This window comes from Flavobacterium sp. LK-23 (assembly GCF_058135255.1).
Genome location: NZ_JBYUVT010000002.1, coordinates 412098 through 427803, shown reverse-complemented (window position 1 = coordinate 427803; position 15706 = coordinate 412098). Strand labels below are relative to the sequence as shown.

Below are 15706 nucleotides of genomic sequence, written 5' to 3'. Positions count from 1 at the left end.
TAATGTTTTCCGTTTCATGGTTTTATATTAGCGGAATGCTTAAAAAAATAATTTAATAAGGCCAAAAGGCTCTTGAATTGTTTTATGATAAAAAAAAAAGCACCTGTCAGGGACAGATGCTTTATCAAAGCTATAGTATATTAAGCTATCACTACATTTACTGCGTTCGGCCCTTTTTGGCCTTCTTTTATGTCGTATCGAACCGAGTCGTTTTCACGGATATTTTCCGATAGGCCTGAAACATGGACAAAAATTTCATTTCCTCCGTTATTTGGCGTTATAAATCCGAAACCTTTATCTTCATTGAAGAATTTTACTGTACCTTCCTGCATCTTAAATATTTAATTTGTTCAAATGTAGTGTATTGAAATGCGGTAAAGGGTAAAAAGAAATTAAATTGTGTTTTTATTAACTTTTAGGAAGAAGTTTAAAGGCATAACTGCTGGTCTGCATGCTTTTTTATATTCTTTTTTTATAATTAACAAAGGTTATGAATATTGGCATTATTTTATCTGTTTGCATCGCCGGCTTCTTTAAAGTTTATCAGGCAGGTGAATTGTTTTAGCTTGGTAAGCTGCTTTTTAAGCCCCTGTCATTTTTTATTTTAATTATCCCCTTAAGGCTTACGGTGCTCTGGTCATTATCTGGATTTAAAACGATATATCCCTGCTGTTCCAAAAATATTAAGGCATCTACTGTTTCTGCATGCTTCAGCTTTTCAAGAGACGGATTGCCGATATTCATGCCTGAGGTTTTAAAAACCGGGTTAAGCAGTTCTGAGAGCTCTTCAAAAGTAAGGCATGAATTAATATTTGCTGCAAGTAATTGAAGTATTTTATCAGGAAGCACAAAAGTTTTTTCCACAAAATATTTTTTTTAAAAATAAGAAAATTGAATCAAAAATAAAAAAAATGGGAAGCTATTTTTTTATATAAGGTTTTAAATCACAAAGCATTCTTCCCTCACTCCTGTAAAAGGTGTGAGCTGAAAATAATCAGTTTAGAATTTTTAAGGAAAAAAAAAGCAGGCAGTAAGTAATTAAGATGCCTAAGAGTGCTCTGCATGACAGACAATCCTTGCTGAATTTGAATCCATTTTTCCTGGCAGGCGATCATGTAAAACAGGCTGACGGCATAAAGCAAAATTTTAAGTTCGGCTGGAAGTACTATTTTATAGTGGCCAGGCAGAGTTTTGATATTTTTTAGGAAATTTTTACGGTCTTTGCAGCGTTAATTTGTATATGAATCTATGTAAAATCTAGAGATATGGAGATAAGCTGCGAAGAATTATTATGGGAGATTATTTTTTTGCTTCACGAAAAGATAAAGGATTTTTACATGCATTCTCCAATGGAGTGCTATAAAACCATGAATATCCAGTTTGCAGGCTTTACGCAGCGGGTGCCGTAGTATTATATTGCTTCATGCCTTAATATCAGTACCGTGTACCTGAGCTGCCTGGAGTATGTCATGAAAAAAAACATCCAAACAGTTAACATTTGTTATTGCATGAAAACCTCAGGTTTATTTATTTGCAGTAGTGCCTGATTCAGCATGTTCGTCAGCATGCAAATTTAAACGTAATTAAATCCAGATTTATGTACAGCAGAATAAATGAAAATATAAAAACAATCAGAGAACTTAAAAATTGCACCGAGGAGTATATGGCCTTAAGGCTTAATATCACACAGGCGGGCTACAGCAGGATTGAAAAAGGCTCAAACCGGTTGAGTTTTGAAAAGCTGGAAGAAATTGCCGCAGTCTTTGAAATGGATGTTAGAAACATCATAAAGTTTGACATCAGTCATTATGTGGAACCCGGCTTTAAAAGCATTGCCGGCACAGGACAGGGCAGTGTTTTAAACAGGCTCTACAGTGACAAGATTGCCCTTCTGGAGAAACTGCTGGAAAAAACCGACAAGGAACTCAATCTTTATAAAAATAAATTCGGGTGCCTTTAAGAGAGTTTTCCTCTGGCTTAGAGCAGGCTGCGGCGGCAATGCCTTTGTGGTGCAGGGGCTTGAAATCAGTTAAGAAAAAGTTTTAATTACGGTAAGATTCCTGTTTTTGTTCAGGTTCCGGAAAATTGTGTATATTTAATTATTAGTAATCTTTTGTATCATCAGATTTTAAAGTTTTAAGTCAATATAGATTATAGATATAGCGTTTTAATTTTAAGATTCCTTAAACTTATACTATAAAATAGAGAATATTACGCCATAAAGCTATGAAAAATATCGATTTTGCCGATGACGATCCTGATGACAGGGAAATTTTTGCCGAGCTTTTTTATGAGATGTTCCCTTTGGCGGGCCTGAGGCTTTTTGAAAACGGCAAAGCGCTTATGGAAGCCCTGTCTGTAAAGCCGGATCCGCTTCCAGACCTTATCCTTCTTGATCTGCAGATGCCCTTAAAAGATGGTTTTGAATGTCTTAAAGAAATACGCAGCTGCTCAGAAGATATAAAAGACATTCGGGTTATTATTTTTTCCACCTCGGGAAATCCCCGAACTATGGAGCGTGCCTTTGGTATGGGGGCGGATTTTTATGCCGTCAAGCCCGTATCATACAGGGATTTAAAATTCCTGATACGCAGAGTCATGGAAATTGACTGGAAGGATCCCCATGCGGGTCATGGTTTCCTTTTAAGCTGAAATTTTTTATTTTATTCAAAGGATGATTTGAAGTGGCCCGGCCGGCCTGCTGCTTAGCAGCCGTGGCTGTATTTCTCTGCGCAGTCAAAGCTTTTGCGGGGGGCTAGGCAGTGAGTGCCAAGGCAGAGCAGCCGGATCTGCCGCTGCAGGTATTTTTAATCTCAGGGCACAAGTGATATTATTATCAGTTTTACTTTCAGCATTCACTCCAATTTTCTTTCAGCGTTCATTGCCGCAGTCTGCTGTTATATCAAAGTACTGAAAAGAAACAAGGGATATTGAGCTTTAATGGATTGCGGACATATTTGAAAGACAGAGCTTTTTTACAGTCTGGTGTACAATGCCCTGAAATTATCCAAAGCAGAGGTACCGCTCCGTGTGGCTATCGCCTGCGGTATCATAGAAGACGAGCAGGGGGATTGGATGCAGATCAGTATTGAGGATAATGGCATCGGGCTTGATAATGCTAACAGTGAGCGGATCTTCACGTCCTTTGACTGTTATCATTCCAAAGACCAGTATGAAGGCAGCGGTGTGTAGCTTTCGCTCTGCAGGAAAATTGCTGAGCAGCATGGCGGCACCACAAAAGCCAAAGGACCAGGGCTCGGTCTTTACGTTGCTGCTGCTCTTAAAGCAGCGGAGCAGCAAATTTTAGGCCGTACAGGTTATTTTTTAACATTCAGGCATGCCTGGGTTAGCTTTTTAATAATTATATTTGATTTATAATCACAGCGGTTTATCACCGTAAGTTTTTTTTACAATGCATAGACAAGTACAATTCAGGGTGAGAAAGGATCTGGAGCCTCAGCAGCAGCTCAGGGTAATTAAATTAAAAGGAAGCCTTATTTCAAAAGGCTATACCGAGATTATCCATATCATGGACCAGGACGAGCAGTATCATATCAATACTTTTGAGACCCAGCCCGATAAAAGAAATGAAGTGCAGCAGTATATTGAGGCCTTTATAAGTGAGCAGAACCTCTCGCAGACCATATCAATAGATTACCCAGCTTAACTCAATTAACTCAGGATTTTTACCCAGGCCCGTCTGCTGTACCCAGGCGGGCTTTTTTGTTTTTGGTATCAAAGATCCGAAAAACCGTTTTCTTCACATCAGAAGGCCGGAGCATCCCATACGCCGGGGCAGCTTTTTTTATACCCTAAAAGGTGAGCTTTGGTTTTCATTGCGGTCCGATGCAGGAATCTGTCTTTTTAATTCGGTTTATTATGAAAACGGCCCTCTGCGGGGACGCATTACTGGTTTTAATTTCATTGCTGTATTTTGCAGATGCAGCCTGCCGGTAAGATCAATGGGTGTAAAATTCAGTGTTTTAAGAAAATTCCGGGTGCAGTTTCCCGAAGCCTTGTGATCGGCAATAAAAAATATTTCTTCCCTATTTGTATGGGCCGTGCATTTGCTGTCAGCTTTTAAATCTATCGGATTGAAGAGCTTTACAATATGGGCCTCGGGGAGCAGCGATGCCGTAATTTTGTAGGTCATTGCATGGGTTATGCCCGATAAAAGCGAGTGGGGATCAAAAATCAGGCTGCTGGTATGCAGGATTATTTTTCCTGACATCTCCGGCAGCTTCTTCAAGACACACTCCAGATCATCCTTTGCAAGGAATAAAAGTATAATATCTGCTGCCGCTGCCTTCTCAAGGGAGCCAAGGGTGGCATTGGATCCCATTTTTGCAGTAACTTCCCCTACAAGGCTGTTGCCCCTGGGATTGTGCAGGGTAATTTTATATCCTGCCCTGGCAGACCTTATGGCCAGTTCAAGGGTAAGGCTGCCGATTCCTATGATTCCAATTCTCATAATTATTTAGGTTTAATGATACAGGGCTCATTATATAGAACATACACAGACTCTCAGCCTTGAAGCTCGCGCCGGTTTTTTTTTAAGATTTTTTTAATCAGACTAAAATTAGTACAAATGCCTTGCAGACCTGCCCGTATTTTTACCTGTTTTTGGATTTTTTTTCAAAGACCGGGTCTGATCTCCGGTAAAGGCAGCAGAATTGTCAGCGAGGCCATAGTGCTTTATAAAATCTGGCCGGCGGTTTTTTTTGAATTATTTGTGCCTGCTCTTTGCGGGCTAAATTTCCTGCTGTTTTTAATATTATTGGTTTACAGGAATCTTCTAAGCATTTTTGCGCTACATTTGATGAGTTTAAATCCGCTTTGAGATGATAAATTCTGAGAATGCCCGCACGTCCCCTGAAGGGGCAGATGAAAAAGAGCCGGTAAAGATTATACTGGCCGAGGATGATACCGAAGACCAGGAATTATTCCTTGATGCCTTGGAGGAGGCTGAGGTGCCCTCTGAGGTAACGACCGTTGAAAATGGTCAGGAGCTCCTAGATACGCTCAGGGATGAATCCAAGCCCAATCCCGATATGATTTTTATCGATATCAATATGCCCGTTAAAGGAGGGAAAGAGGCGCTGGAGGAAATAAAGAAAGACGATGGGCTTCGGGACATCCCGGCCGTTATGCTTTCCACTTGGGATCATGCTTCGGATATTGAAGATGCCTTTGAGAAGGGGGCCGACCTATATTTGCAGAAACCCAGTTCTTTTGCCGGATTTGTGCTGCTGCTGAAAAAAGTGTTCTTTCTGCACTGGGCCAAAGCCTTGATGGGTCCGGTTAGAAATTTATTTTTTGTCTCGGAAAAGCATTTGTCAAACCGGGAATGACCGGGGCTTTTTCACTGTGCATTTTAATGGGATCAAAGTCATGCAGCATGATCTGTGTTGTCCGGATCAAAGTCCTCAAAAAAGGGAAGCAGGCAGGTCTTCGTGTAATGGGAATCATATTATCACAATAAAGTACAGGTATCAAATTAATTTTTTCATGGAACTGTCCCGCTGTCTGTTATAATCTTTTGTAGCGGACCACGGCGCAGAAGGATTTCACTGCCAATCGGAGCTAAAATCTGGCGGGCATTTTTTTTTGCTGATCAAAAAAAATCTGTTTTGTAAGAGAGCATCATTTTGGTAAGTTCTGGTTTCAAAAGGACACAATGCAGGGATAGTTTGGTCTTCATTGGTTTACCAGGTATTCTGTAAAACGATTTCTCCTACTGATTCGTTTTTATCTGCCACTGTTTTTATAATGCTGTACCGGGTATAATTTTCAACTGTAATTTCAATAAGATAAGGCTGCGCGCTAAGGTTTTTTATTAAAAATTCCCCATTATGATCCCAGACCTTAAAATCCTGGATTTTTTTTCTCTGATCTGTAAAAGCATTAAGCTCGAAAACCTTAATGGAAAATGATTCAATAGGATTGAATCCGCTATCTACAATCCTTCCCCAGATACTGAAGCTTTCCTTCTGTGATTGAGCAGTGAAAAGGGGCATAAAAATAAGGGTAATTAAAAGTATTCTTTTGATCATAATATTTGATATTAGCTCATATTTACAGGCCTTTCTTGACATAATGAGGTACCAGGCAGTCCATAAGTGAATTTTATCACAGAAGTAGGCTCTCCCGGCATCCAGGGGGCATTGTTTTTAATTTTTATAATTGATCCTGATGGTTTTAAAGTCTCCTCCGCTGCTGTCTGCTGTAAAGAGCCCTATTTTTCCCTGTGATGCACTGCTGAGTTTCTGCACTGTAAGGGAAGGCTGGGCCGCATTGTTTATAAAGGCTTTGACAGTTGCGCCCTCAATTACTAATTTCATTGTAAACCAGCCGTTTGGGTCTGGCGGATTGATGATTTCTTTCTCAAAAACCGCATTGCTCTGCTTTCTTAATCTATCCCAGGTAAAATCGGGATGGGAAATATACTGCACGGCATGAATTCTGCGTATGGAATCTTTAGCAGAGAAATTAAAAGGACGGCAGTAGACAGCATCATAAGTGCTGTCATCGGCACGGTGAAAGGCAATCCCTATAAAACTCCGCTGGAAAACGTCTTTTCCCCGCATTTGGATTTCAATTGTACCGTTTTTAAAGTCCTTAAAAGGCAGCCATACAAGGCCTTCCTTTTTGCTTTGGGCTATTTTTAGATAGGCTCCGCTGTCACTGGAAACAATTTTTACCTCTCTGTTTACCGGTTTCAGCTTACCTTTTTTGTATAAATCAGCAAGTTCAATGGTTTGCCGCTGCTGTCCAAATAGTAAGCAGGGGAGCAGTATCAAGGTAAACATTAAGGCAGATCTGGTGCTGTTTTTCATGGATAGGCTGTTTTTGGAAAAATATTTTCATCCGCAAAAATACAATACAGCCCAAAGAGAATAATTACCGGTTAGATAACAGAACTACCATTTTGATAAGCATTCCTGAATTCTTTTGGGGAAGTCCCGGTCTGCGCCTTGAAGAAACGCGTCAGATGATTGGCCTGGGAGAATTCAAGCCGGTATGAAATTTCATTTACATTAAGCCTGGTATAACACAGCAGGGACTTTATTTCAAAGAGTATAAATTCATTTACCATTTCAGAAACGGTAACTCCGAACTGCTTTTTGATGCATTTATTGAGCGTAACCCTGCTGATGCCCAGCTGCCGGGCGTAATAGTCGATGTTTCTTGTCCTGCGGACTTGCTTCTGCAGGATCTCCTTGAACATAAATGCAGTGCTGTTATTTTCTGTTTCGCAGCAGAGAAGGTAATGCGATGCATAGGCCCTGTTGAGTTTGATCAGTACAGCATACAGCAGTGCCCTTATAAGGTGGTCGCTGTCTGACCTGAATGTTTTTATCTCAGCGAGCAGCTCGCCGATTATATTCTCCAACTGTGAAAAGAAGTCATCACTAACCTTGATAGAGAGCGGTTTGGTTTTGTTGTAGAAATACTGCAGCCTGAAAGTGAAGAGCTTGTCAGAGAAGAAATCAGACAGGAAGCTGTCCTGGAAAAAAAGGAAAGAACACTCAATTTTAGTCTTGTCCAAAAACCATTTTCTTTTTTGAAATGGAGAAATAAAAATCACGGTATGGTCTGAAATTTCAATTCGCTGCTGGTCAAGTTCTAAAATCCCGTTTCCTTTAGAGAAAAATATGATTTCGTAGAAATCGGTATCATGAAGCTCGCTTTCAAAAAAATAGTATGGAATGTCCCTGTAAGTGCCTGTATCGATAAGCAGCTCAGCTTTATATTTGTTTTTTAAGAATTTAAATCTCTTCATTATCAGTATGTTTTCCGCATGATCATTTAGGCTGCAAGGCTGTAAAAATAGTTATTTAGACCCGGATTATGCCATAGCCCGGACCGCTTTTTAATTATTCAAACAGCTTACAGGTGCATAATACTGCATTAAAAGGATTAAAACCAATACGGCGCCTAGATTGGGACGGTCAAAAAAAGAACGGTGCTGAATATCCGCTTTATGCTTTCAGCGGCATCTTCTGGAGGCGGCCGCTTGATAATATAACCGGTAAAAGTAAAAATATAAGATGCAGGTATAAGGATGCCTTTTAAAACAGTGCTGCACATTCAGGGCTGTTCGCTTTGGTTTTCACTTGAAATTTGCTGCGCATTTGCTCTCATAAGCATATAAAAATCTTTTAGGTGCCACCAGGCCGGACACATATCAAGGCTTCCTTTGTAATTCTTAATAGTGGCGTAGCAGCTCTTTAGAAATGCCTGTGAATCTGTAATTTTGGCCCAGGGCTTCCAGTCCACTTCTTTGGGCGGGGGGGCGGCTTCAAAATAGCGTTTTATTTCCTCGGTTGTCATGGGGCAAATTTACGCAAAATGGGCAGTCCTGTCAAGGGATTTGAGCCTGTACTGGGGAGGTGTTTTTCTTTTGACAGACTGTTTTTTCATACGTATCTGAGAGTCAAACAGGTATTTTCATAGATTTGATTCCAGTTCTTTAAAAGCATTTCTAATAAATCCTTCCTTATCAGCATTCATCTGTGCCAGCAATTCTTTTCTTTTTTCAGGAATGTCGGTATACTTTTCCGCCCAAAGATTAATTTCAACAATTATTGGAATTAAATCCATTCCTTTCTGCGTCAATTGATATAATACTTTGGCTTTACTGTCAGGATGTTCCAGTTTCTGGATAATTCCGTTTTCTTCCAATGAAAGCAGCCGGGCAGCCAAAATGTTAGTTGCTATTTTCTCATCAGACTTTGCCAATTCGCCATAGGTGCATTTTTTTTTAAGCATCAAATCCCTAACAATCAGCAGTGACCACTTGTCTCCAAAGGCTTCAAGTGAAAAACTTACCGGGCAGTCTGATCTCTTTTTTTGAGTTTTCATAAAATAAATTTAAAATCACTTGCTTTTCGCAAGTAAATGTATTTATACTGCTGCAGTTTAAAACTTTTAAAGGAATTATTATTGTATTATCTATCATACCGCTGGGGATTTTAGGAGGTGTGCTATTATTGCTTCTCAATGGAAGCCCGATGTCTTTGGTTGCTATAATCGGTTTTATTGGTCTTTCGGGAATTCAGGTAAAGAATTCTTTGCTGCTGGTGGATTTCACCAATCAGCTGAGACAGGAAGGACACTCGATCGAAGAAGCTATTGCAATTGCAGGAGAAACACGTTTTCTGCCTGTAGTACTGACTTCAATTACTGCAATCTGCGGTTTGATTCCGATTGCGTTAAATTCAAATCCTTTGATCGCGCCATTGGCAATTGTGCTAATTGGGGGGTTAATCAGCTCTACAATTTTATCACGAATTGTAACGGCGGTCATGTATAAATTGATTCCTCCCAGTATTGAAAAGATGTAATGAGTCGGAAGTGCTTAACAAACAGGGTAATATATGTAAATAATGGCGCCAATTGCCTTCAATTGGCGCCATTTGGCTTTTATGAGAGGAATGGGACAAATTTCTATACATTTTATGGAAGATTTGAAGAGATTGGTTCCCTATTTTTAGTGTCTGTCTTCATGCGCTTTATAGATTTGGTTTAGATGCACTGTTGGGGATTGAGGGAAAATTAATTACAATTTGGCTGGATTAATCTTTTTGCATTTTGTAAAGTTTTAAAATAAAGCGGTGGCTTTTTCATATTATTATCCAGTAGGTGCTGATTGGCAGCGTTTAGCTCACTATTAAGCGAAAACGGTGGCAAAAGAGCAATTTAGGAATTTACAACAGTTCAATAGGGTCCATTGCATTTGATATGGAATGCCCGCATATTAATTACAGTAGAATATAGGAAATTTTATCGCGCTGATTTGCGCATTGGATAAGAATTTCAATATTTTTACCTAATATATTATGGTGTTAGGCAATAATAAAGTATCCCGATAGCAAATTATCCATAAGCATAAAAAGAAAAAACAATTCATACTTATAATTACAATATGTTAAAAGAATTCTCCTACAAACAATTCGGCAATTTAAATTTTACAAAACAATCCTTTGAAGAAGGCGGATTTGATTCTGTGGAGGAACATATCAAAATTTTATTCTTGCCTAAAAACGCTATTATTCAGGTTGATTTTCAAGAGATAGAGATGAAGACTGATTCCTTATTGTTTATAAATCCAAAGGTGGTGATAAAGCCCTGCGAAATCAAAGCGGGACAATTATTGCATTTCAATCGGGATTTCTACTGCATAGAAATTCACGATAAGGAAGTAGCCTGCGACGGAATTTTGTACAATAATGTTTTTGAAATTCCATTCATTGCATTGGACGAAAATCAATCGGAGGATATTCAGAAAATAATCCGGGAAATTCAATTTGAGATGAAAAATGAGGATGCAAATACTGAGGAAATGCTTCGTATACTGTTAAAACTCATCATACTGAAATCGACCCGAATTTGGAAACACCAGCACCGATTAGCTGAGGATAGCCAGCAGGCCGATGTGCAGTTTTTACGAAAGTTCAGCAAACTGGTTGAACAGCATTTCAGGATGCTCCATACGGTTGCGGACTATGCCGATTTACTGTCTGTAACTCCCAAAAATCTCAGTAAGAAAATTGGAATGGTCAGCAAGAATACTCCCAATGATATCATTAAGGAAAGGATTGTTCTTGAAAGCAAAAGGCTCCTTGCACATACACAGATGACGGTAAAGGAAATTGCCTATAGCCTGAATTATGAAGACGATGCTTATTTCATTCGTTTTTTTACAAAAAACACGGGACTCTCCCCAATTTCATTTAGAAAACAGTTTTAACTATACAAAGCACGGCCATTTAAGCCGTGCTTTTTTTATGCAAACAATTAAAAAGGCTTAACCGACGCTTTGTTCAAAATAAAGGAAAAAGATGCAGTCCAAAGAGAAATGCGTCCATTGAGGCGCCTGGGTATTTAAGCGATTTCATCACCGGATTGAGACAGCAACAATTTTAAAGAAGGGAAAAAAGTGCAGTTCAAAGAGAAAACCATCCATTGATGGGCGCCCGGATTAATCCCAACTTTGCCTTATCAAAAAAACAATAACATTTAAATATAAAAAACATGAACAAGTTTACATTAAAAGACGGAACAGAAATTTACTTCAAAAATTTAGGAGCAGGACAGCCAATTTTCTTTCACCACGGATGGCCGCTGTCATCTGACGACTGGGATGCCCAAATGATGTTTTTCCTTAATCAGGGTTACAGGGTAATCGCCCACGACAGAAGAGGCCATGGAAGATCTACTCAAACATATAAAGGCAACGACATGGATACTTACGCACAGGATGTGGCTGAACTGGCTGAGTTTTTGGATCTTAAAAATGCAATCCATATCGGGCATTCAACTGGCGGAGGAGAAGCTTTGCGTTACGCGGCAAAATATGGAAAAGGACGTGTGTCAAAAGTCGTTTTGATCAGTGCCATTACCCCTTATATGATTGCGGACGAGAGAAACCCAAATGGTGTGCCATTGGCTGTATTTGATGATATCCGCTACAATACTTTACACAACAGACAGCAATTTTACCAAGACCTGACTATTCCTTTTTATGGCTACAACCGTGAAGGAGCGAATGTAAAAAAAGGAATTCAGGACAACTGGTGGAGACAGGGAATGATGGGCGGCATCAAAGCGCAATATGATTGTATTGAAGTTTTCTCTGAAACTGATTTTACTGAAGACCTTAAAAGCATTGATGTTCCAGTATTGGTTCAGCATGGTGACGACGACCAGATTGTGCCTTATGAAACAACTGCTGTAAAAGCAGCTGAGCTTTTGAAAAACGGAAAACTGATCATTTATCCTGGCTTCTCACACGGTATGCCGACTACTGAAGCTGAGACTATCAACAAAGACATTTTGGAATTTATCCAGTCATAAATCAAGAAAGGGAAAAAAGTGCAGTTCAAAGAGAAAACCATCCATTGTCCTTTCCTGCACTTTGCTCCAACTTTGCAACATCAAATCACAATAACCAAATTATTTAAAAAATAACAATCTAAAATTTAGAAAAACATGAAAAATTTAATTTTATCAATCGGTTTATTTACAGCAGTATTATTTAGCAGCGTTTCGTCTGCACAGACAAAAAGAGTTCCAGCATCTTATGGAAGAGAAGAATATGTAGAAGTTGAAAAAAACGTAAAGCTTCACGTTACCGACCTTGGCGAAGGACAGCCAATCGTTTTGATCCACGGATGGCCATTGAGCGATGCAATGTATGAGTATCAATATGCTTACTTTACTCAACAAGGATACAGAGTTATCGGAATTACTTTGAGAGGTTTCGGATTATCTGACAAGCCGGCAGGAAAATACAATTACGATGTTTTTGCAGACGATATCAAAGTGGTTCTTGACAAATTGAACATTCAAAACGCAACAATCGGAGGATTTTCAATGGGAGGTGCGACTGTAGTTCACTATGTGGCCAAATACAAAGCGGCACACGTTTCTAAACTGGCTTTATTCGGAGCGGCAGCGCCAACATGGACAAAAAGAGCCGATTTTAATTATGGTTTTTGGAGTAAAGAAGATGTGGACGGATTAATCCAATTGAACAATACCAACAGACCTCAATTATTGGAAAACTTTGGAAAAATATTCCCTGCTAACGAAACAAGCGTTTCTCCCGGATATGGCGCATGGTTAGGTACTATTCAGGCACAAGCTTCGCCTTATGCAATGGCTGAAGGATTGAAAACGCTTAGAGACAGCGACTTGAGAGAGGATTTGAAAAACATCACAATCCCAACACTAATCCTTCACGGAAAATTGGATAAAATATGTTCTTATGAATTAGCTGAACAAATGCACTCCCTATTAAAAAATTCTACATTGGTACCTTTGGAAAAAAGCGGCCATGCCTTGTTCATCGAAGAATTGGATAAATTCAATTCAGAGTTATTGAAATTTGTAAAAAAATAAAAAATCATAGAGGTTAGTTTTAAAAAATTAGCCTCTTTTTTATCCTTTAAAATAGAATAGAGATGAAAAAAATAGCATTATTTCTAGCCATATTAGTTTTCGCTTCCTGCAGTAATACCAAATCCATAATTGCTGCAAACCATTCCAATCTGCCAAAACCAATTGGCCCATACAGCCATTCCACCAGTTTTGCAGATTTAGTGTTTGTCTCGGGGCAAATAGGCGTTGATCCAAAAACAAACACTTTGAAAAATGGAATTGAAGAACAAACCATTCAGGTTTTCGAAAACTTAAAAGCCGTTCTAGAAAATAACAGCTCCGATTTGGATCATATTGCTAAAACCACGATTTTTATTACCGACATCAAGCAGTTGGAAACCGTGAACAACATTTACGGAAGCTACTTCCACAATCACTTTCCCGCCCGAAGCACAATTGAAATAGTTTCACTGCCAAAAAACGCGAGCATTGAAATAGAATGTATTGCGTTGAAAAAATAGCATTAGCCATTTTTTTTAAAGTTTTATGAATATGAAAGTTTCCATTAAAAGCATATTGAATGCAATTCTATTTTAGCATTGGATTTATCAGGGGAGGTATGGCCGGTCTGAAAGTTCTCTTGCACTTTTTCTTGGCTTTTTAAGATAAAACGGTGTTTTAATTGAGCAAGAAACGGGTTTTTAATAAGAAAAACAGAATATAAATTTGTTTAGATTTAAAATATAAAAAATATGAGAAAATTTAAAATTGTTCCGTTGTCTAAAGAGTTTGTAAGCAAAATCAGGAAAACAAATATTGATGATTTTGGCAATCAGGTTTATGAGCAGCTAGCAACGGGAAAAGGGCCGTGCCGGATTTCGCTCAAACCATTTACTGTCGGTCAGGATATTCGTTTGGTTTTTGCTTACAGTCCTTTCTCACAAAACAATGCTTTTAATCAATCCGGACCAATATTTATTCATAAAGACCAAGTGGAGCAATATTCGGATATTTACAATTTCCCCGCAGCATTAAAAGCAGATAAAGAAAACTTCCCTTTATCCCTGATCGGCTACAGTAAAGAACAAAAAATGATTTTTACTACATTAGTTGGCGATAATGATATCGATTTGCTCATTGCTGAAATCTTTGAAACAAAAAGCGATGTTGAATATCTTCATGCAAGAAATTCGGAAGCCTGCTGTTTTATTTGTAAAATCGAAAGGGTATAGTTATCTGCTTCCAAAAGTAAATTGCTTATCGTTAGTTTTATATGGCAATTTTTCAGCAGATGTTCCCGCTGTATGATCCAATCTTTTGCAGCGAACACCCGCACAAAAGGATTTCACTGCTATCGGGGCTAGGGCTGCCGCAGAGCCCCTTTTTTGTCTTGGAGGACAGCACATTCAGACACAACTGCTGTAGTTCTATAAATACTCAATTTTCGTTTTTAAAATACCTTTTGCTGCATCTTACAAAGCTATTATTACCTCCAGGCACAAAAATAAATAGGTTTTGCGGCTTCAGAAGCAGTGAATCTATGCGATTTATTTTATTGAAAGGAAAATTACGATAATTTATTAAAGTAAGATTCAAAACTGACTGCTTTGAATCTTACTGCAGATACGATTCAAAAAAAAACGGGATTCAGAATTGATTAATAAAACATGAAGCAAGGCAATGATAACAGCGCCAGGTAAGAGGCTGATAACAACTGTATGAAATAATTCAAAATTATGATATTCACTTATGTTTGGTATAATAGCTATGCCATCATTTTCATACTTTAATTTAAGCGATAAAAATACTGCTGTAGATGCGAAATGAAATCCGTTGACAAAAAGGTGGAGAATGTATTCCCATCGCGGCAGCCCTCCCATAAATGCCCTGCTGTCTTTTTCAATGTAAGCATCAACTGCGAGAACTAAAAGATCAAAAAACACAAGCACCGTACCAATTATAAAGCTTATGCTGTACTCTTGCCTGAGGAAGAATAAATATAAAATCGCAGGAAAGAAAACTGCTCTTATCGTATGTGTAAGATGCTCTGCTCTGCTCTGGGGATGATTGTGAAGCTTGTATTTAAAAATATGAAGATACAAGCCGTCATATACTGCAAGTATTGAGAAAAGAATAAGTAAAACGGTGGTAATAATAATTGCTGTTTCCATTTATTTGAATTTATCAGAAGCAAAAATAGTGCGGCAGCCGGTCTGTTTGAAAGGACAAATGTCCTCGAATTTACTTAGTGATTTCTTTTCTAATCCTGCTGAGCGTTCTTCGTGTTATGCCAAGATAACTTGCCATATCCTTTATCGAAACTTTATTTATAATGGAAGGCTGATCTTTGAGCAGCCGCAGGTATTTTTGTTTTGCAGTTTCATTACACAGAACACTTGCATACTGCTCCATTACCATATACTGCCGCTCGGCAATTGTGCGTCCGATATTCTGCCAGATAGGACTCTGCTGATATAGATTCTGAAGGTCAGTGTAACTGATTGTTATAAGCTCAGTGTCTTCAACTGCCTGAATGGAAAGTTCTGAAGGCTGCTGCGAGATAAAGCTTTTATAGGAAGCGGTGAGATTATTTTCTTCACAGAAGCAGGAAGTCACTTCTTCATATTTTTCATTTATATAGTAGGTTCTGAGCAGTCCTTTTTTAATAAAAGCCGCCTCATTAGAGGTTTTGCCGATCTCTGCAAAATAACTGTTTCTGGGTAATGTCCTTGCTTTAAAATACTGCCTGTAATTTTCAAATTCCTGATCGGTGAGAGGCACGATGCTCTTTAAAAATAATTTAAAACTTTCCATAGCAGGT

General features: G+C 38.7%; 21 protein-coding genes. 11 read left to right on the top strand and 10 right to left on the bottom strand.

Annotation, left to right across the window (positions count from 1 at the left end):
- Positions 1 to 140 precede the first annotated feature (140 nt).
- Positions 141 to 332, bottom strand: a complete 192-nt coding sequence (locus tag AC3Y25_RS05305; protein ID WP_091490900.1) for a cold-shock protein — start codon at positions 330 to 332, stop codon at positions 141 to 143.
- 229 nt (positions 333 to 561) lie between these two features.
- On the bottom strand, positions 562 to 864 hold the full coding sequence (locus AC3Y25_RS05300; RefSeq protein ID WP_095927798.1) for a hypothetical protein: 303 nt from the start codon (positions 862 to 864) through the stop codon (positions 562 to 564).
- 733 nt (positions 865 to 1597) lie between these two features.
- Between AC3Y25_RS05300 and AC3Y25_RS05295 the strand changes: the two genes are divergently transcribed.
- The 4 genes from AC3Y25_RS05295 (at position 1598) to AC3Y25_RS05280 (ending at position 3667) form a co-directional block, all read left to right on the top strand.
- A complete protein-coding gene (locus AC3Y25_RS05295) occupies positions 1598 to 1960 on the top strand; it encodes a helix-turn-helix transcriptional regulator (protein ID WP_095927797.1) in 363 nt (120 codons plus the stop codon).
- Positions 1961 to 2226: 266 nt separating this feature from the next.
- The gene (locus AC3Y25_RS05290; RefSeq protein ID WP_095927796.1) at positions 2227 to 2652 is read left to right on the top strand and encodes a response regulator; all 426 of its coding nucleotides are present in this window, start codon (positions 2227 to 2229) and stop codon (positions 2650 to 2652) included.
- A gap of 330 nt (positions 2653 to 2982) precedes the next feature.
- Positions 2983 to 3192, top strand: coding sequence for an ATP-binding protein (locus tag AC3Y25_RS05285; protein ID WP_095927795.1), 210 nt, complete (start codon positions 2983 to 2985; stop codon positions 3190 to 3192).
- 220 nt (positions 3193 to 3412) lie between these two features.
- Positions 3413 to 3667, top strand: a complete 255-nt coding sequence (locus AC3Y25_RS05280) for a hypothetical protein (RefSeq protein ID WP_095927794.1) — start codon at positions 3413 to 3415, stop codon at positions 3665 to 3667.
- Positions 3668 to 3877: 210 nt separating this feature from the next.
- Here the strand turns inward: AC3Y25_RS05280 and AC3Y25_RS05275 are convergent, their stop codons facing one another.
- Positions 3878 to 4471: an NAD(P)-binding domain-containing protein gene (locus tag AC3Y25_RS05275; protein WP_095927793.1), complete on the bottom strand. Its 594-nt coding sequence runs from the start codon at positions 4469 to 4471 to the stop codon at positions 3878 to 3880.
- Between the two features lie 370 nt (positions 4472 to 4841).
- Between AC3Y25_RS05275 and AC3Y25_RS05270 the strand changes: the two genes are divergently transcribed.
- Positions 4842 to 5351 (top strand): response regulator, encoded by a 510-nt coding sequence (locus tag AC3Y25_RS05270; RefSeq protein WP_095927791.1) that lies wholly within the window; start codon positions 4842 to 4844, stop codon positions 5349 to 5351.
- Between the two features lie 354 nt (positions 5352 to 5705).
- Here AC3Y25_RS05270 and AC3Y25_RS05265 read toward each other — a convergent pair whose 3' ends face one another.
- The 5 genes from AC3Y25_RS05265 to AC3Y25_RS05245 all read right to left on the bottom strand — a co-directional run bounded on the left by AC3Y25_RS05265 (position 5706) and on the right by AC3Y25_RS05245 (position 8865).
- A complete protein-coding gene (locus AC3Y25_RS05265; protein ID WP_141248107.1) occupies positions 5706 to 6053 on the bottom strand; it encodes a carboxypeptidase regulatory-like domain-containing protein in 348 nt (115 codons plus the stop codon).
- A gap of 117 nt (positions 6054 to 6170) precedes the next feature.
- Positions 6171 to 6836, bottom strand: a complete 666-nt coding sequence (locus AC3Y25_RS05260) for a hypothetical protein (protein ID WP_091490881.1) — start codon at positions 6834 to 6836, stop codon at positions 6171 to 6173.
- A gap of 71 nt (positions 6837 to 6907) precedes the next feature.
- Positions 6908 to 7783, bottom strand: a complete 876-nt coding sequence (locus AC3Y25_RS05255) for a helix-turn-helix domain-containing protein (RefSeq protein WP_091490879.1) — start codon at positions 7781 to 7783, stop codon at positions 6908 to 6910.
- A 308-nt stretch (positions 7784 to 8091) separates the two neighbouring features.
- Entirely contained in the window at positions 8092 to 8334 is a 243-nt protein-coding gene (locus AC3Y25_RS05250; RefSeq protein WP_095927789.1) for a DUF6965 family protein, read from the bottom strand.
- 117 nt (positions 8335 to 8451) lie between these two features.
- Complete coding sequence (locus AC3Y25_RS05245; protein ID WP_095927788.1) at positions 8452 to 8865, bottom strand: winged helix-turn-helix transcriptional regulator; 414 nt, start codon at positions 8863 to 8865, stop codon at positions 8452 to 8454.
- A 14-nt stretch (positions 8866 to 8879) separates the two neighbouring features.
- Here AC3Y25_RS05245 and AC3Y25_RS05240 point away from each other — a divergent pair, with 14 nt between their 5' ends.
- From AC3Y25_RS05240 to AC3Y25_RS05215, 6 genes are all read left to right on the top strand, one after another.
- Positions 8880 to 9347 carry an efflux RND transporter permease subunit gene (locus tag AC3Y25_RS05240; protein WP_256385510.1) on the top strand — a complete coding sequence of 156 codons (468 nt, stop codon included), beginning with the start codon at positions 8880 to 8882 and terminating at the stop codon, positions 9345 to 9347.
- Between the two features lie 581 nt (positions 9348 to 9928).
- Entirely contained in the window at positions 9929 to 10753 is an 825-nt protein-coding gene (locus tag AC3Y25_RS05235) for a helix-turn-helix domain-containing protein (protein ID WP_095927787.1), read from the top strand.
- A 284-nt stretch (positions 10754 to 11037) separates the two neighbouring features.
- Positions 11038 to 11859 carry an alpha/beta fold hydrolase gene (locus tag AC3Y25_RS05230; RefSeq protein WP_095927786.1) on the top strand — a complete coding sequence of 274 codons (822 nt, stop codon included), beginning with the start codon at positions 11038 to 11040 and terminating at the stop codon, positions 11857 to 11859.
- 135 nt (positions 11860 to 11994) lie between these two features.
- Positions 11995 to 12906: an alpha/beta fold hydrolase gene (locus AC3Y25_RS05225; RefSeq protein WP_095927785.1), complete on the top strand. Its 912-nt coding sequence runs from the start codon at positions 11995 to 11997 to the stop codon at positions 12904 to 12906.
- Positions 12907 to 12968: 62 nt separating this feature from the next.
- Complete coding sequence (locus tag AC3Y25_RS05220) at positions 12969 to 13406, top strand: Rid family detoxifying hydrolase (RefSeq protein ID WP_095927784.1); 438 nt, start codon at positions 12969 to 12971, stop codon at positions 13404 to 13406.
- Positions 13407 to 13637: 231 nt separating this feature from the next.
- Positions 13638 to 14117: a DUF1203 domain-containing protein gene (locus tag AC3Y25_RS05215; RefSeq protein WP_095927783.1), complete on the top strand. Its 480-nt coding sequence runs from the start codon at positions 13638 to 13640 to the stop codon at positions 14115 to 14117.
- A gap of 360 nt (positions 14118 to 14477) precedes the next feature.
- Here the strand turns inward: AC3Y25_RS05215 and AC3Y25_RS05210 are convergent, their stop codons facing one another.
- Entirely contained in the window at positions 14478 to 15056 is a 579-nt protein-coding gene (locus AC3Y25_RS05210; RefSeq protein WP_216359036.1) for a hypothetical protein, read from the bottom strand.
- Between the two features lie 70 nt (positions 15057 to 15126).
- Positions 15127 to 15699: a Crp/Fnr family transcriptional regulator gene (locus AC3Y25_RS05205; protein WP_095927782.1), complete on the bottom strand. Its 573-nt coding sequence runs from the start codon at positions 15697 to 15699 to the stop codon at positions 15127 to 15129.
- Positions 15700 to 15706 lie beyond the last annotated feature (7 nt).

Bases quoted from the DNA above. Each gene is read 5' to 3' on its own strand.
- AC3Y25_RS05220 (WP_095927784.1), top strand. From the start codon at position 12,969: ATGAAAAAAATAGCATTATTTCTAGCCATATTAGTTTTCGCTTCCTGC.
- AC3Y25_RS05265 (WP_141248107.1), bottom strand. From the start codon at position 6,053: ATGATCAAAAGAATACTTTTAATTACCCTTATTTTTATGCCCCTTTTC.
- AC3Y25_RS05280 (WP_095927794.1), top strand. From the start codon at position 3,413: ATGCATAGACAAGTACAATTCAGGGTGAGAAAGGATCTGGAGCCTCAG.
- AC3Y25_RS05290 (WP_095927796.1), top strand. From the start codon at position 2,227: ATGAAAAATATCGATTTTGCCGATGACGATCCTGATGACAGGGAAATT.
- AC3Y25_RS05235 (WP_095927787.1), top strand. From the start codon at position 9,929: ATGTTAAAAGAATTCTCCTACAAACAATTCGGCAATTTAAATTTTACA.
- AC3Y25_RS05250 (WP_095927789.1), bottom strand. From the start codon at position 8,334: ATGACAACCGAGGAAATAAAACGCTATTTTGAAGCCGCCCCCCCGCCC.
- AC3Y25_RS05295 (WP_095927797.1), top strand. From the start codon at position 1,598: ATGTACAGCAGAATAAATGAAAATATAAAAACAATCAGAGAACTTAAA.
- AC3Y25_RS05260 (WP_091490881.1), bottom strand. From the start codon at position 6,836: ATGAAAAACAGCACCAGATCTGCCTTAATGTTTACCTTGATACTGCTC.
- AC3Y25_RS05270 (WP_095927791.1), top strand. From the start codon at position 4,842: ATGATAAATTCTGAGAATGCCCGCACGTCCCCTGAAGGGGCAGATGAA.
- AC3Y25_RS05215 (WP_095927783.1), top strand. From the start codon at position 13,638: ATGAGAAAATTTAAAATTGTTCCGTTGTCTAAAGAGTTTGTAAGCAAA.
- AC3Y25_RS05230 (WP_095927786.1), top strand. From the start codon at position 11,038: ATGAACAAGTTTACATTAAAAGACGGAACAGAAATTTACTTCAAAAAT.
- AC3Y25_RS05255 (WP_091490879.1), bottom strand. From the start codon at position 7,783: ATGAAGAGATTTAAATTCTTAAAAAACAAATATAAAGCTGAGCTGCTT.
- AC3Y25_RS05225 (WP_095927785.1), top strand. From the start codon at position 11,995: ATGAAAAATTTAATTTTATCAATCGGTTTATTTACAGCAGTATTATTT.
- AC3Y25_RS05245 (WP_095927788.1), bottom strand. From the start codon at position 8,865: ATGAAAACTCAAAAAAAGAGATCAGACTGCCCGGTAAGTTTTTCACTT.
- AC3Y25_RS05205 (WP_095927782.1), bottom strand. From the start codon at position 15,699: ATGGAAAGTTTTAAATTATTTTTAAAGAGCATCGTGCCTCTCACCGAT.
- AC3Y25_RS05305 (WP_091490900.1), bottom strand. From the start codon at position 332: ATGCAGGAAGGTACAGTAAAATTCTTCAATGAAGATAAAGGTTTCGGA.
- AC3Y25_RS05275 (WP_095927793.1), bottom strand. From the start codon at position 4,471: ATGAGAATTGGAATCATAGGAATCGGCAGCCTTACCCTTGAACTGGCC.
- AC3Y25_RS05210 (WP_216359036.1), bottom strand. From the start codon at position 15,056: ATGGAAACAGCAATTATTATTACCACCGTTTTACTTATTCTTTTCTCA.